The organism is Allobosea sp. GW822-FHT03F07 (assembly GCF_058801345.1).
Genome location: NZ_JBXAND010000003.1, coordinates 113086 through 126715, shown reverse-complemented (window position 1 = coordinate 126715; position 13630 = coordinate 113086). Strand labels below are relative to the sequence as shown.

Below are 13630 nucleotides of genomic sequence, written 5' to 3'. Positions count from 1 at the left end.
GCCTCACCAGACGAGATGAGGCAGCGCGTAGGCCGGACGATGGCTTTGCCGCGCGAACCAGCCATGACGCTGGTCCCATGAAGCTTCCATCAGATCCTGGGCATGGATGCCCGCCAGCACCATGATACCGGTGGCGCCGAAGGTATCGGCGCCGGCGATGTCGGTGCGAATCGCATCGCCAATGGCGCAGATCCGGCCCTGCGCGATCGGGGCGCCGCGCTTCTCCTGCGCGAGCGCCAGCGCCGCCTCGTAGATCGGTCGGTGCGGCTTGCCGGCATAGATCACCTTCCCGCCCAATTCCTCATAGGCCAGCGCCACCGAGCCGGCGCAGGGCACGATCTGGCCGCCGCGCTCGACCACCAGATCAGGGTTGGCGCAGATCATCTCGAGGCTGCGGGCGGCGAAGCCGGCGAGCAGATCGGCATAGCTCTCGGCAGTCTCGGTCGTGTCGTCGAACAGGCCGGTGCAGAGCACATAGCTCGCCGCGTCCGGGCCGACCTGCGGCGCATCGAGCCCGGCGATCAGCGGCAGATCACGATCGGGACCGAGCCTGAACATCGGCTGGCCGGCGCGGGCCTGGATCAGGGCCCGGCAGACATCCCCGGAGGTCACGATCGCGTCATAAGCGGCCTGCGGCACCTGGAGGCCCTCGAGCTGGCGCGCGATTTCGGCGTTCGGGCGCGGTGCATTGGTGACGAGGACGACACTGATGCCGCGTTCGCGCATCTTGACCAGCGCTTCGACCGCATCGCCGAAGGCGGCCACGCCGTTATGGACGACACCCCAGACATCGCAGAGGCAGAGATCGAAACGATCGGCGATCTCGGAAAAGCCCGGCAGGGGCCGGGTGACGGCGATCTCGGGTGACGGCACGGTTATCACTCTCCAAGGCTGATTGCCGACGCTCTACAGCATCGGGGCCGCTCCCGCACCCACGGCGAGGCGACGGCGCCCTGCCGTGGCCGACATTTTTTGCAGAGCGAAAGCTCAGGCGGTGGCGCGGCGCAGGACGGAGCGGAAGGACTGCCGCTCGGGCGGCGCTTCCTGAACCGGAGCCTCCTGCATGGCGGCAGGAGCCGCCGCCGGGTGGCCGACGATTTCGGCGGGCTGGCGCTGCGGGGCCGGCTCCGGCGCCGGCTCGGGCGCGGGCTGGGCGGGTTCGGCGAAGACGTCCGGCTTGACCGGCCGCGGCGGCGAGAAAACGAGCCCCTGCGCCATCATGACGCCGAGGTCGATCATGTCGGCGACCGTCGGATTGTCCGCGACGTCATCCGCGACCAGGACGATCGAGGCCCGCGCCAACAAGGTCGAGAGGTCGCCGGCCGCGATGTCGGTGGCGGCGCCGCCCTCGGCATGCTCCATCAGCAACGCAGCCGGCGCCTTGACGAAGCGGATTCCGCGATCGAACAGCGCGACCGGGTCGAGCCGGAGATCGACGAGTTGATCGAGCGCGAAACGCACGCCATTGGCCGACATCGCGCCAAGCAGCCCCAGGCTCGTCGGATCGAGATCGCGGAAGACGCGCTGCGGCATCTCGATGATCAGATGGCCGGTGTGCTCGCGATATTTGTCGAGGATGCGCGACAGCGTGACCAGCGCCTTGGACGAGCCCCAGGTCGCCGCGCCGAAATTGCAGGAGACGAAAAGCTCGCCCTCCTTCGAGCCGAGATGGCGGGCGATGGCGAGCGCGCGCGTCAGGACGAGCGCGTCCAGCGTCGGGCCGAAGCCACGCTCCTCGATGACGGGCAGGAATTCGTGCGGCAGCAGGAGCGTGTTCTCGTCGAGCCGCAGGCGCACCAGCGCCTCGTAGCCGCGGGTGCGCCGCTGCGGCAGTTGCACGATCGGCTGCAGGTGAACCTCCACCCTGCCCTCGGAGAGCGCGGCGCTGATGACCGCGGCGCGCTCGGCCGCAGCCTTTTCCTGCGCCTGCCGCGCCGCCTCGGCCCGTTCGACGGCCATAGCCTGCAAACGCTCCTGCCGCGCCGCCTCGGGATCGATGACCACGACAGGGGCCTCGGCAGGCTGCCGCGGAGCCGCCTTCGCCTGGATGGCGGCGAGCGCGGCGTCGTGATCCGACAGTGTCGTCGCGACCTGATGGATCAAGTCGCCCAAGAGCCCGACCTCGGCCGTCAGTTCATTGATGGCGGCGCGCGCCGGCACCGCGTCGGCCTCGCGCATCGGCATCTGGTCGACGCGACTGGACAGGGCATCGAGCCGGATCGCGCTGGTCGCGAGCCGGACCTTGACCTCGCCAATCGCAGCCAGCACCTGTTCGCGCTGTGCCAGACCACGCCGCTCGAACAGCCAGAAGGAACCGATCGAGCCCGCACCTGCCAGGAGCAGGCCCAGCGCAGTGCCCAGCGGCGTCGGCAGCAAAAGCAGCAGGACCGCGCCCGCCGACAGCCCGGCGACGGCGCTGGCGAGAGGATGCAGGGCGTTCGGTCGGAGAGGGGCCAAGACAGCGATCGCGCGAGGGGTTGATCGGAAAGGACGGCGAATCACACCACTTTTACGAGATTAACCTTACGCCCGCCGGCAAGCGAGCTTTTGCCCTCGTTCGATGCCCGCAAGCCGCCGAAACCGCTGAATCACGGCGCGCCCCGCCTCCCTCGGGTCAGGGCTGCGCGATGGCGAGGTCGGAAAGGATGCGCTCAATGACCTCTGGGCCGAAGCCCCGGCGCATCAGCCAAAGCCGCGGCTCGCTGTCGAAGAGCTGAGAACTCCGGCGCAGTGCGGCGATGGCCTCGCCCTTCTCGGCCTTGCTGCCCTTCTGCGCGGCCTGGAGCGCCCGGCCGAGCAGAGCGTAAGGATTCGAGTCGGCCGCCAGAAACTCGGCATGGCCGCGCGACAGCTGGCGAGCGCCGAGGAGATGGGCTCCGAGCAGGGCGAAGAAATCATAGGCCGGCGGGCGCCCGGCGCTCAGCTCGATGGCGCGCTCGACCAGCGGCAGGCCTTCGGTGGGGCGGTTCAACTGGATGTAGCGGGCGCCCAGGCTGGCCATGATGTCGGAATCATAGGGGTTGCGGCTCAGCGCCTCGCGCCCTGCCTTGATGGCTTCCTCAGTCGCGCCGCGCGCGAACAAGGCGTCCATCATCGCCTGCTGGGCCCTCGCACTGGAAGGCGCCAGCCGGACGGCCGTGAGAGCGGCCGAAAGCGCCCGTTCGAGCGGCGACCCCGGCTGCGGATTGAGGCCTGAGGTGTATTCGCCCAGGGTCAGGAAGGCGAGTTGCACCCAGGCGGGGTAGAAGCTCGGATCGCGATCGACCAGTTCCTGCACGCATTTGAGCGCCGCAAGATGATCCTCCGGCTTCATTGTGCGGCGGACATCGACAGCCTGGTAGATGCAACGCATCGGTCCCGACGTCGCGTTCTGACGGATGTCGGCATGGATGATGCCGAAGGGCTCGGCCAGGCGCGTCGCCAGGCGACGGGCAACGTCGGGCAGATCCCTGTCGTCGGCGCTCAATGGCCGGGCTGATGATGCCGACCAGACGATGCGGCCGTCACGGACCGAACGCAGGCGGCCGAAGCTCTCCATCGTGCCGTCGACCATCTGACCGGCCATCTCGAAGATGTAATCGGCGCCGTTCGGAGGCGCCTGACCGAGCGGCGGTGCCTTGACGGAGACGAGGTCGTCGAAGCGTGACAGGGCATCGACCAGGAACGCCGAGAACCGGCGCGCCAGTGCCTCGAGCCTCGGGTCGCTCGGCAACTCGGGAACCGAAATCGCCAGGACGGTGAGTTCGGGCGCCGTGCCGCGCGGAGCCGGATCGGGGCCGCGAGCCGTCTCGCGGGGCGCAGGAATGGACGAGGCGCCCGGTCCCGGGCTGGCTCCGGGCAGGCCGAGATGCCAGGCCGCCAGAGATGCGAGCGCGACCAAAAGTCCCATAGCGGCGATCAGCGGCCAGCGCCTGGCAATCCAGCGCTCCGGCGGCGACTCCCGCACCGGCTCGGCGCTCGCACCCGGTTCGGGCGGCCGGGTCGCAAGGGACAGCCCCTGCGGTGGCTGCTCGGGCCTGGGCTCATCCATCTCCGGTGGCCCGACCCAGTCGAACGCCGGGACATAGGCGCCGACCGGCATCGAGATCCGCAACGGATCCTGCGCGCCCTCGCCGGCATAGTATTGCGCCAGCGCCCGGCGCAGGCGGCCGGCCTCGACGCGCACGATCGGATCGGTCTGCGGATCGAAATCGGCGGAACGGCCGAAGGCTTCGACAGCGATCGTATAGCCCTTCAGCTCGGCGGCGCGCCCCTCGACGGCACGCTCGACGATGAAGCCGAGAAAGGCGGAAAGCTGTGGCGCGGCGCGAAAGGCATCGGAGGCGAGCACGCGGGCGAGAGCCGCGCGGATCGACGCATCAAAATCACCATCCGGCCGGCCCGACGTTGGCTCGAGATCGTCCATCGGGGTCCGGTCCAGTTTGCGCCCCTTTTTCCATGATACGCCACAAGCGACGCTGCGTCACCTGACGGCACGATCGGCGGTCGCCCTCCCGCCGGGCGCAGGGATGCCGCGTCCCGGCGGCAATTTACAGCCCGCATCGTGCTGTTAGGTTGAGGGATGATTAATCACTGGATCGCCCGATGACTGCAGCCCCCTCCCCGATCGCGACCCCCAACGATCTCGAAGCCTTCTGGATGCCATTCACGGCGAACCGCTCGTTCAAAAAGAACCCGCGAATGGTCGCGCGGGCAGAGGGCATGTTCTACTACACGCCCGAGGGCAAGCCGGTTATGGACGGCACAGCCGGGCTCTGGTGCTGCAATGCCGGCCACTCGCGCGAGCCGATCATCCAGGCTATCCAGGCGCAGGCGCGCGATCTCGACTATGCCCCCTCCTTCCAATACGGCCACCCGAAGGTCTTCGCGGCCGCCGCCCGCATCGCCGCGCTGGCGCCGGGCGATCTCGACCATGTCTTCTTCGCCGGCTCCGGCTCGGAAGCGGCCGATTCGGCCCTGAAGATCGCGCTGGCCTACTGGAACGTCTCCGGCAAAGCCGCCAAGACCCGGCTGATCGGCCGCGAGCGCGGCTATCACGGCGTCGGCTTCGGCGGCATCTCCGTCGGCGGCATGTCGAACAACCGCAAGTTCTTCGGCTCGCTGCTGACCGGCGTCGACCACATCGCCCACACCTATGACCGCGAGAAGCAGGCCTTCAGCAAGGGCGAGCCTGAATACGGCGCGCATTTCGCGGATGATCTCGAGCGCATCGTCGCGCTGCACGACGCCTCGACCATCGCCGCCGTGATCGTCGAGCCGATGGCCGGCTCGACCGGCGCCCTGCCGCCGCCGAAGGGCTATCTCAAGCGCCTGCGCGAGATCTGCGACAAGCACGGCATCCTCCTGATCTTCGACGAGGTCATCACCGGCTTCGGCCGCCTTGGCTTCGCCTTCGCTGCCGAGCGTTACGGCGTGATCCCGGACATGATCACCTTCGCCAAGGGCGTGACCTCGGGCACCGTGCCGATGGGCGGCGTGATCGTGCGCAAGCACATCTACGGCGCCTTCATGGGCGGGCCGGACAATGTCATCGAACTGTTCCACGGCTATACCTATTCCGGCCATCCGCTGGCGGCGGCGGCCTCGCTCGCCACGCTCGACATCTACCGCGAGGAAGGGCTGTTCGAGCGAGCACGTGCCATGGAAGGCGCCTTCGCCGATGCGGTGATGAGTCTGAAGGGCGAACCCAACGTCGTCGATATCCGCACGCTCGGCCTCGTCGGGGCCGTCGACCTCGCGCCACGCGCCGAGGGCGCCGGCAAGCGCGGCTATGAGGCGATCGATCGCGCCTTCCACGAGGAAGGCCTGATGATCCGCACCGCGGCCGACACCATCGCCTTCTCGCCGCCGCTGATCATCACGGAGTCGCAGGTCGACGAGTTGATCGGCAAGCTGCGCCGGGTCATCCGGGCGGTCGCGAACTGAAGCCCCGACAGACAGGGATGTGCCCGAGATGGATCGACGCGCTTTCCTCGCTGGTGCGAGCGCGACCATGATGGCGCGCGCGGCCGTGGCGCAGGCGCCGGTCCGTTCATGGCAGACGCTGTCGCTCGCCGAGGCGGGCTTTCGGCCTGACGCGAGCGATCGCATTGGAAAGGCCTTCGCCGCCGGCGAACTGAACGGGCTTCACGGACTTGTCGTGCTCCGGCACGGCAAGATCGCGATGGAGCACTATTTCGCCGGTGCGGATGAGATCTGGGGCGACAGCCGCGGTGTCGTCGCCTTCAATGCCGACGAACTGCACGATTTGCGCTCGGTGTCGAAGAGCATCGTCGGCCTGCTTTATGGCATCGCGCTCGCCGAGAGGCTGGTGCCAAAGCCGGATGCGCCGTTGCTGGCGAGCTTTCCGGACTATTCCGATCTCGCTGCTGATCCGGACCGGCAACGGCTCCGGATCGAGCATGTGCTGACGATGAGCATGGGCCTCGTCTGGGACGAATCCCTGCCCTACAGCGATCCGCGCAACAGCGAGATCGCGATGGAGCACGCGTCCGATCGTTACCGCTTCATTCTCGACCGCCCGATTGTCCGCCCGCCCGGCGAAGCCTGGACCTATAGCGGCGGCGCGACGGCATTGCTCGGACATCTGGCTGCCAAAGGCGCCGGGCAACGCCTCGGCACATTCGCTTCGAGCCGCCTCTTCGCGCCGCTCGGCATCGAGCGCTTCGCCTGGACGAACGGCACCAATGGCGAGGAGGCCGCTGCGTCGGGGCTCCGCCTGCGCCCGCGCGATCTCGCAGCGATCGGCCAGTTGTTGCTCGACAAGGGGCGCCATGATGGCCGCCAGATCGTGCCTGCGGACTGGCTGGAGCAGAGTTTGACACCGCATACGCGGCTGCCCGACGGGCTCGGCTACGGCTATCAATGGTATCTGGGCCGCGACCAGTCCGGCGCGCCTTGGTACGGGGCCTTCGGCAATGGCGGGCAGCGCCTCGTCGTCGCGCCCAGGCACCAGATCGTCATCGCCATCACCGCCGGCAATTACAACCGGCCGGATGGCTGGAAGATGCCGCTGCGCGTGGCGAGCGAATTCGTCTTCGGCGCCCTGGCCTCGTAGCCGGCACCTCTCTCAACCCCGCCGCAGCTTGTTGTAGCGCGCAATCAACCTGTCGCGCTTGAGCCGCGACAGGCGGTCGATCCAGAAGATGCCGTCGAGCTGGTCGATCTCGTGCTGGTGGCAGACGGCGAGGAAGCCGTCGGCTTCCTCCTCATGTTCGACGCCGTCGAGGTTGCGATAGCCGACGCGAACCTTCGCAGCGCGCTCGACCTCCTCGGTGACGCCGGGCATCGAGACACTGCCCTCGATGGCGCGGGCCGTCTCCGGCGATGCCCAGACGAGCTTCGGATTGACATAGATCCGCACCTCGCCCGGCGACAATTCGAGGACGACGAGGCGCCGGGGGACGCCGACATGCGGCGCGGTGATGCCGACGCCGGGCGCGGCCCGCATCGTCTCGAGCAGATCGTCGGCCAGGCGCCGCAGATCGGCGTCGAAATGCTCGACCGGCTCCGCGACCGCGCGCAGGCGCGGATCGGGGAACCGGACGATCGGCAGGATCGCCATGCCGGCCTCAGGCCGCGGCCTTCGCAGCAGCCGCGCCGTAGTAGCTCTCGCCGGTCTTCGCCATGCGCTTGAGCTGGCGATTGGGCTTGAAGCGCTCGCCATGCTTCTTCGCCAGCGCCTCGCAGAGCTTCACGAAGGCGGCCGCCCCCATATTGTCGATGTAGCTCAGCGTGCCGCCGCTATAGGGCGCGAAGCCGAAGCCGATGATCGAGCCGACATCGGCCTCGCGCGGATCGGTGACGACGCCCTCCTCATAGGTGCGCGCGGCTTCAAGCGCCTGCGTGACCAGTAGACGGTGCTGCAACTCCGCCATATCGACCTGTTCCGGCGCGAGCCGCTTGCCGACGAGATCGGCAAGGCCCGGCCAGAGGCGCTTCGGCCCGGCTTCGGGGTAGTCGTAGAAGCCCTTGCGGTTCTTGCGGCCGAGGCGGCCATGCTTCTCGACCATGTCGGAGAGCAGCTTCTCCTGCGCCGGATCGACCGCCCCCTCGCCGAGTTGGGCCTTGGTCGCCTTGAGAACCTTGAAGGCGAGATCGACCGCGACCTCGTCATTCAGCGAAAGCGGGCCGACGGGCATGCCGGCCTGCTTGCCGGCCTGCTCGATCATCGCCGGCGGCACGCCTTCCATCAGCATGAGGTGACCCTCGCGGATGTAGTTGCCGACGCAGCGATTGGCGTAGAAGCCGCGCGTGTCGTTGACGACGATCGGCGTCTTCTTGATCGCGCGCACGAAATCCAGCGCCATGGCGAGGGCCTTCTTGCCGGTCTTCCTGGCCATGATGACCTCGACCAGCAGCATCTTCTCGACCGGCGAGAAGAAATGGATGCCGATGAAGTTCTGCGGCCGCTGGCTCGTGCTGGCGAGGCCGGTGATCGGCAGCGTCGAGGTGTTGGAGCCGAAGATGGTCTTCGGCCCGACGACAGCCTCGACCTTGGCGATCACCTCGGCCTTGACCTTGGGATCCTCGAACACGGCCTCGACGACGAGATCGCAGCCCTTCAGCGCCGCATAGTCGGCGGTCGCGGTGATGCGGGCGAGCAGCGCCTCACGATCGGCTGTCTTGGCGCGACCCTTCATGATCTGGTCGGAGACCAGCTTGTGCGAATAAGCCTTGCCCTTGTCGGCGGCCTCCTGGTCGCGGTCGACGAGCACGACCTCGATGCCGGCCTGCGCCGTGACATAGGCGATGCCGGCGCCCATGAAGCCGGCGCCGACGATGCCGACCTTCTTGAGTTTCGATGGCGGCACGTCGGCCGGGCGGCGGGCGCCCTTGTTCAACTCCTGCATCGAGACGAAGAGCGAGCGGATCATCGAAGCCGCCTCCTTCGTCCGCAGGATCTTGGCGAAGTAGCGGCTCTCGACGCGCAGGCCGAGGTCGATGGGAAGCTGGAGCCCCTCATAGACGGCCGAGAGGATGGCGCGGGCGGCCGGGTAATTGTCGTTGGTCTCGCGGCGATAGATCGCGTTGGCCGGCGGCCAAATCTGCATGCCGGCCGGCGAATAGACCTTGTTCGAGGGCAGCTTGAACTTCGGATCGTCCCAGGGCGCCTTGGCCTGCGGATTGGCCTTGAGCCACTCCTTCGCATTCGCGACGAGCTCTGCGCGCGGGACGACGGCATGGACGAGGCCGGTGTTGCGCGCCGGCAGCGCCTTCACCTGCTCACCCTTGAACATCATCTGGAGGGCGTCGCCGGTCTGCATCAGGCGGGCGACGCGCTGGGTGCCGCCGGCGCCGGGGAACAGCCCGACCTTGATCTCGGGCAGGCCGACGCGGGTCGAGGCATCGTCCGAGACGACGCGGTACTGGCAGGCCAGCGCCAGCTCGAAGGCGCCGCCGAGGCAGACGCCATGGATCGCGGCGGCGAAGGGCTTCCCGCAGGTCTCAAGCTTGCGATAGAGCAGCGACAGCTTGCGGCTCTCGTCGAAGAAGCTCTGCATCGCGGCCTGCTCGCCCTTGTCCTTGGCGAGGCGGATATAGAGGTCGCGCAGACCCTGCAGCATGGTGAGGTCGGCGCCGCCGGAAAAGGCCTCCTTGCCGGAGGTGACGACGCAGCCCTTGATCGCCTCATCGGAGGCGACCTTGTCGATGATCTGGTCGATCTCGGCCATCAATTCAGGGGTGATGACGTTCATCGAGCGGCCCGGCATGTCCCAGGTCGCGGTGGCGATGCCGTCGGCGTCGACGTCGAAGCGGAAATTGGTGAGGTTCATGATGGCTCTCCTCAAACCCGCTCGATGATGGTGGCGACGCCCATGCCGGCGGCGACGCAAAGGGTGACCAAAGCGGTGTTCTTGTTCGTGCGCTCCAGTTCGTCGAGCACGGTGCCGAGGATCATCGCGCCGGTGGCGCCAAGCGGGTGGCCCATGGCGATGGCGCCGCCATTCACGTTCAGCACCTCGTCGTCGATGTCGAAGGCCTGCTGGTAGCGCAGCACGACCGAGGAGAAGGCCTCGTTCAGCTCGAACAGGTCGATGTCGCTGGTCTTCATACCGGCCTTCTTCAGCACCAATTCGGTGACGTCGACCGGGCCGGTCAGCATCAGCGCGAGGTCCGAGCCGATCGTGGCGAAGGCCCGGATGCGGGCTCGGGGCTTAAGGCCGGCCGCCTTGCCGCCCTTCTTCGAGCCGACCAGCACGGCGGCCGCCCCATCGACGATGCCCGAGGAGTTGCCGGCATGGTGGACGTGGTTGACGAACTCGACATCCGGGTGGGCTGCGGTCGCGACCGCGTCGAAACCGCCCATCTCCCCCATCTGGACGAAGGAGGCCTTGAGCGCAGCGAGCGCCTGCATGTCGGTGCCCGGGCGGATCGTCTCGTCGCGGTCGAGCAGGATCAGCCCGTTGACGTCGGTGACCGGGATCACCGAGTTCCTGAAGCGCCCGGCCTCCCAGGCCGCATGGGCGCGCTGGTGCGAGCGCACGGCATAGGCGTCGACATCGTCGCGCGAGAAGCCGTATTTCGTCGCGATCAGGTCAGCCGAGACGCCCTGCGGCATGAAGTAGGTATCGATGGCGACGGATGGATCGACCGCGATGGCGAAGCCCGAGGCGCCCATGCCGACGCGGCTCATGCTCTCGACGCCGCCGCCGATCGCCATCTCCTTCTGCCCGGACATGACCTGGGCGGCGGCGAGGTTCACGGCGTCCAGCCCCGAGGCGCAGAAGCGGTTGATCTGCACGCCGGGTACTTCCTTGCCGTAACCAGCCTTGAGCGCGACCGTGCGGGCGATGTCGGCGCCGGCCTCGCCGACCGGATCGACGCAGCCGAAGACCACGTCCTCGACCAGCTTCGGATCGAGGCCGTTGCGGCCCTTGAGCGCGCGCAGGGCCTGCGTGCCGAGCTCGATCGCCGTGACCTCATGCAGCGAGCCGTCGGCCTTGCCCTTGCCGCGCGGCGTGCGGACATGGTCGTAGATGAATGCGTCTGCCATCAGGAGCCTCCCGGGCTGGCCGCTCGCGGGCGGCTCGTTCTCGTGCCGGACGTCGTGGTCGGGCTTGATCCGACCATCTCGTCATCCAGCGGGTTCTGCAAGAGATGGCCGGGTCAAGCCCGACCATGACGGTAGTGGTCAGAACTGGTCCGCCGTCAGCGCCATCGTGCTGTCGGCGCCCGCCGTGATCCGGGCGAGATGCACGGCCGTCTCCGGCAGGCTGCGCTCCATGAAGAAGCGGGCCGTGACGAGCTTGCCGTTCATGCGCTCGGCCCTGCCATTGGCGCCGGCCTTGAGCTTGTCCTGCGCGACCCTGGCGATCTTCGCCCACATATAGCCGAGCGAAACGAGGCCGAGCAGGTGCATATAGTCGGTCGCGCCTGCGCCGGCATTGTCGGGCTTCGCCAGCGCATTGTTCATGAACCACATCGTCGCCTGCTGGAGATGGCCGAGCGAGGCCATGAGCGGCGCCAGAAGCGGCTTCAGCGCCTCGTCCTCGGCATTCTCCTTCAGGAAACCGCCGACCTCGTTGAAGAAGGCCATGATGGCGCGGCCGCCGTCGCGACCGAGCTTTCGGCCTACGAGATCCATCGCCTGCACACCATTGGCGCCCTCATAGATCATCGCGATGCGAGCATCGCGCACGAACTGCTCCATCCCGTGCTCGGCGATGTAGCCGTGGCCGCCGAACATCTGCTGGGCCTTCACCGCATTGTCGAAGCCGACATCGGTGAGCACGCCCTTGAGCACCGGCGTCATCAACCCGAGCTGGTCGTCGGCGGCCTGGCGCTCGGCCGTATCGCCGGAGCGATGGGCGATGTCCGACTTCAACGCGTTCCAGAGCACGAAGGCGCGGGCGGCCTCATTGAAGGCCTTGATCGACATCAGCGTGCGGCGGACATCGGGATGGACGATGATCGGGTCGGCCGCCTTCTCCGGGTTCTTGGCGCCGGTCAGCGAACGGCCCTGGATGCGGTCCTTCGCATAGGCAACCGCGTTCTGATAGGCGACCTCGGACTGCGCCAGCCCCTGGATCGCGACACCGAGCCGCGCCTCGTTCATCATCACGAACATGGCGGCGAGGCCCTTGTTCTCCGCGCCGACGAGCCAGCCCTGCGCGCCATCATAGTTCATGACACAGGTCGCGTTGCCGTGAATGCCCATCTTGTGCTCGATCGAGCCGCAGGAAACCTGGTTGTTCGCCCCGACGGCACCGTCGGGTCCGATCACGTTGCGCGGCACGACGAAGAGCGAGATGCCCTTCACGCCGGCCGGCGCGCCCTCGATGCGGGCGAGCACGAGGTGGATGATGTTCTCGGTGATGTCCTGCTCGCCGGCCGAGATGAAGATCTTGGTGCCGGTGATGGCATAAGAGCCGTCGCCATTGGGAACGGCCTTGGTCTTGATCAGCCCGAGATCGGTGCCGCAATGCGGCTCGGTCAGGTTCATCGTGCCGGACCATGCGCCCTCGATCATCTTCGGCAGATAGGTCCGCTTCTGCTCATCGGTGCCGTGGACGTTGAGCGCCGCGATCGCGCCCATGGTCAGGCCCGGATACATCGCGAAGGCCATGTTCGCCGAGGAGGCGAACTCGTTCATCACCGCGCCCAGCGTATAGGGCAGGCCCTGCCCGCCATATTCGGGATCCATGGCGAGCCCGATCCAGCCGGCGCGGGCATAGGCCTCGTAGGCTTCCTTGAAGCCTTTGGGCGTCGAGACGGTGCCGTCGGCGTTGCGCTTGCAGCCCTCGCGATCGCCGGAGAGGTTGAGCGGCTGGAGGATCTCCTCGCAGACCTTGGCGCCCTCGCCGAGCACGGCCTCGATCACATCCGGCGTCGCATCGGCGAAGCCCGGCAGGTTGTTGTAACGCTCGATGTTGAAGACGTCGTTCAGCAGGAAAAGCGTGTCTTCGACGGGCGCCTTGTAGACCGGCATGGCATTCCTCCCTCTCGTCGCAAAGCCGCGGCCCGAGAGCGGCGCGGCATCGAATAGTTTACATATAAACTATCTTCGCCGCCTTGGCAAAGGGGGAGAACGCATTTTCGCGAGGCGGCCGCGCCTCGACCCCGGCCGATACGAAAAACGCCCCGGCCCGAGGGCCGAGGCGTGAAGATACACGGCGCCTGATCGGATCGCGCGACGGCTATCAGGCCTTGGCGAAACGCGCGGCGGACGCTTCGAGCTCGGCGATGGCGCCGTCGATCTCGGCACGCTGGGCGCGCAGCAGTTCGAGCTGTTCGACGACCTGTTCACGGCTGAGCTGAAGACCGCCGACCGAAGCCGAGCCGGCCTCGGCGCCCTTCTTCTCCTCATTGGCGAGCATGGCGCGGATCTCGACCAGCGTGAACCCGAGCTGCTTGCCCTTGAGGATCAGCGCGAGACGGGCGCGATCACGGGCGGAATAAATCCGCGTCATGCCGGAGCGAGCCGGCGCGATCAGGCCGCGCGATTCATAGAAGCGCAGGGTGCGCAGCGTAACGCCGAAATCACGGGCGAGATCGCTGATCGTGAAGCCCTCGGCATTATCCGACTCGGATGCGGCGGAGGGAGAGTTACGGCCGTCATGATTCGGAGCGGCCGCCAGAGCGGAGCTTTGGCGCGACATTCGGTTTCAATCCTTGAAGATGGGAGCGG

At 67.5% G+C, this 13630-nt stretch carries 10 protein-coding genes; 2 read left to right on the top strand and 8 right to left on the bottom strand.

All coding sequences use genetic code 11. The features are described 5' to 3' along the window. Positions 1-3 precede the first annotated feature (3 nt). The 3 genes from AC1RMY_RS11935 to AC1RMY_RS11925 all read right to left on the bottom strand — a co-directional run bounded on the left by AC1RMY_RS11935 (position 4) and on the right by AC1RMY_RS11925 (position 4405). Positions 4-873: a TIGR01459 family HAD-type hydrolase gene (locus AC1RMY_RS11935; protein WP_492864658.1), complete on the bottom strand. Its 870-nt coding sequence runs from the start codon at positions 871-873 to the stop codon at positions 4-6. A gap of 114 nt (positions 874-987) precedes the next feature. Continuing rightward, entirely contained in the window at positions 988-2457 is a 1470-nt protein-coding gene (locus AC1RMY_RS11930; RefSeq protein WP_492864656.1) for an EAL domain-containing protein, read from the bottom strand. A 157-nt stretch (positions 2458-2614) separates the two neighbouring features. Further along, positions 2615-4405: a tetratricopeptide repeat protein gene (locus AC1RMY_RS11925; RefSeq protein ID WP_492864654.1), complete on the bottom strand. Its 1791-nt coding sequence runs from the start codon at positions 4403-4405 to the stop codon at positions 2615-2617. Positions 4406-4584: 179 nt separating this feature from the next. On the opposite strand from AC1RMY_RS11925, the gene aptA reads away from it, so the two are divergent. Both aptA and AC1RMY_RS11915 read left to right on the top strand, forming a co-directional pair. Further along, positions 4585-5925 carry an omega-aminotransferase AptA gene (gene aptA / locus AC1RMY_RS11920; protein ID WP_492864652.1) on the top strand — a complete coding sequence of 447 codons (1341 nt, stop codon included), beginning with the start codon at positions 4585-4587 and terminating at the stop codon, positions 5923-5925. A 28-nt stretch (positions 5926-5953) separates the two neighbouring features. After that, positions 5954-7057 carry a serine hydrolase domain-containing protein gene (locus tag AC1RMY_RS11915; RefSeq protein WP_492864650.1) on the top strand — a complete coding sequence of 368 codons (1104 nt, stop codon included), beginning with the start codon at positions 5954-5956 and terminating at the stop codon, positions 7055-7057. A 12-nt stretch (positions 7058-7069) separates the two neighbouring features. Here the strand turns inward: AC1RMY_RS11915 and AC1RMY_RS11910 are convergent, their stop codons facing one another. The 5 genes from AC1RMY_RS11910 to AC1RMY_RS11890 all read right to left on the bottom strand — a co-directional run bounded on the left by AC1RMY_RS11910 (position 7070) and on the right by AC1RMY_RS11890 (position 13601). Continuing rightward, entirely contained in the window at positions 7070-7564 is a 495-nt protein-coding gene (locus tag AC1RMY_RS11910; RefSeq protein ID WP_492864648.1) for a peptide deformylase, read from the bottom strand. A gap of 7 nt (positions 7565-7571) precedes the next feature. Further along, a complete protein-coding gene (locus AC1RMY_RS11905) occupies positions 7572-9776 on the bottom strand; it encodes an FAD-dependent oxidoreductase (protein ID WP_492864646.1) in 2205 nt (734 codons plus the stop codon). A gap of 11 nt (positions 9777-9787) precedes the next feature. Next, on the bottom strand, positions 9788-10996 hold the full coding sequence (locus AC1RMY_RS11900) for an acetyl-CoA C-acetyltransferase (RefSeq protein ID WP_492864644.1): 1209 nt from the start codon (positions 10994-10996) through the stop codon (positions 9788-9790). Positions 10997-11134: 138 nt separating this feature from the next. Further along, positions 11135-12931 (bottom strand): acyl-CoA dehydrogenase C-terminal domain-containing protein, encoded by a 1797-nt coding sequence (locus AC1RMY_RS11895; RefSeq protein WP_492864642.1) that lies wholly within the window; start codon positions 12929-12931, stop codon positions 11135-11137. Between the two features lie 211 nt (positions 12932-13142). Continuing rightward, the gene (locus AC1RMY_RS11890) at positions 13143-13601 is read right to left on the bottom strand and encodes a MerR family transcriptional regulator (RefSeq protein WP_492864640.1); all 459 of its coding nucleotides are present in this window, start codon (positions 13599-13601) and stop codon (positions 13143-13145) included. Between the last annotated feature and the right edge of the window lie 29 nt (positions 13602-13630).

Coding starts and splice junctions, on each gene's coding strand:
- AC1RMY_RS11890 (WP_492864640.1), bottom strand. CDS start 13,601: ATGTCGCGCCAAAGCTCCGCTCTGGCGGCCGCTCCGAATCATGACGGC.
- AC1RMY_RS11915 (WP_492864650.1), top strand. CDS start 5,954: ATGGATCGACGCGCTTTCCTCGCTGGTGCGAGCGCGACCATGATGGCG.
- AC1RMY_RS11905 (WP_492864646.1), bottom strand. CDS start 9,776: ATGAACCTCACCAATTTCCGCTTCGACGTCGACGCCGACGGCATCGCC.
- AC1RMY_RS11895 (WP_492864642.1), bottom strand. CDS start 12,931: ATGCCGGTCTACAAGGCGCCCGTCGAAGACACGCTTTTCCTGCTGAAC.
- aptA (WP_492864652.1), top strand. CDS start 4,585: ATGACTGCAGCCCCCTCCCCGATCGCGACCCCCAACGATCTCGAAGCC.
- AC1RMY_RS11900 (WP_492864644.1), bottom strand. CDS start 10,996: ATGGCAGACGCATTCATCTACGACCATGTCCGCACGCCGCGCGGCAAG.
- AC1RMY_RS11910 (WP_492864648.1), bottom strand. CDS start 7,564: ATGGCGATCCTGCCGATCGTCCGGTTCCCCGATCCGCGCCTGCGCGCG.
- AC1RMY_RS11925 (WP_492864654.1), bottom strand. CDS start 4,405: ATGGACGATCTCGAGCCAACGTCGGGCCGGCCGGATGGTGATTTTGAT.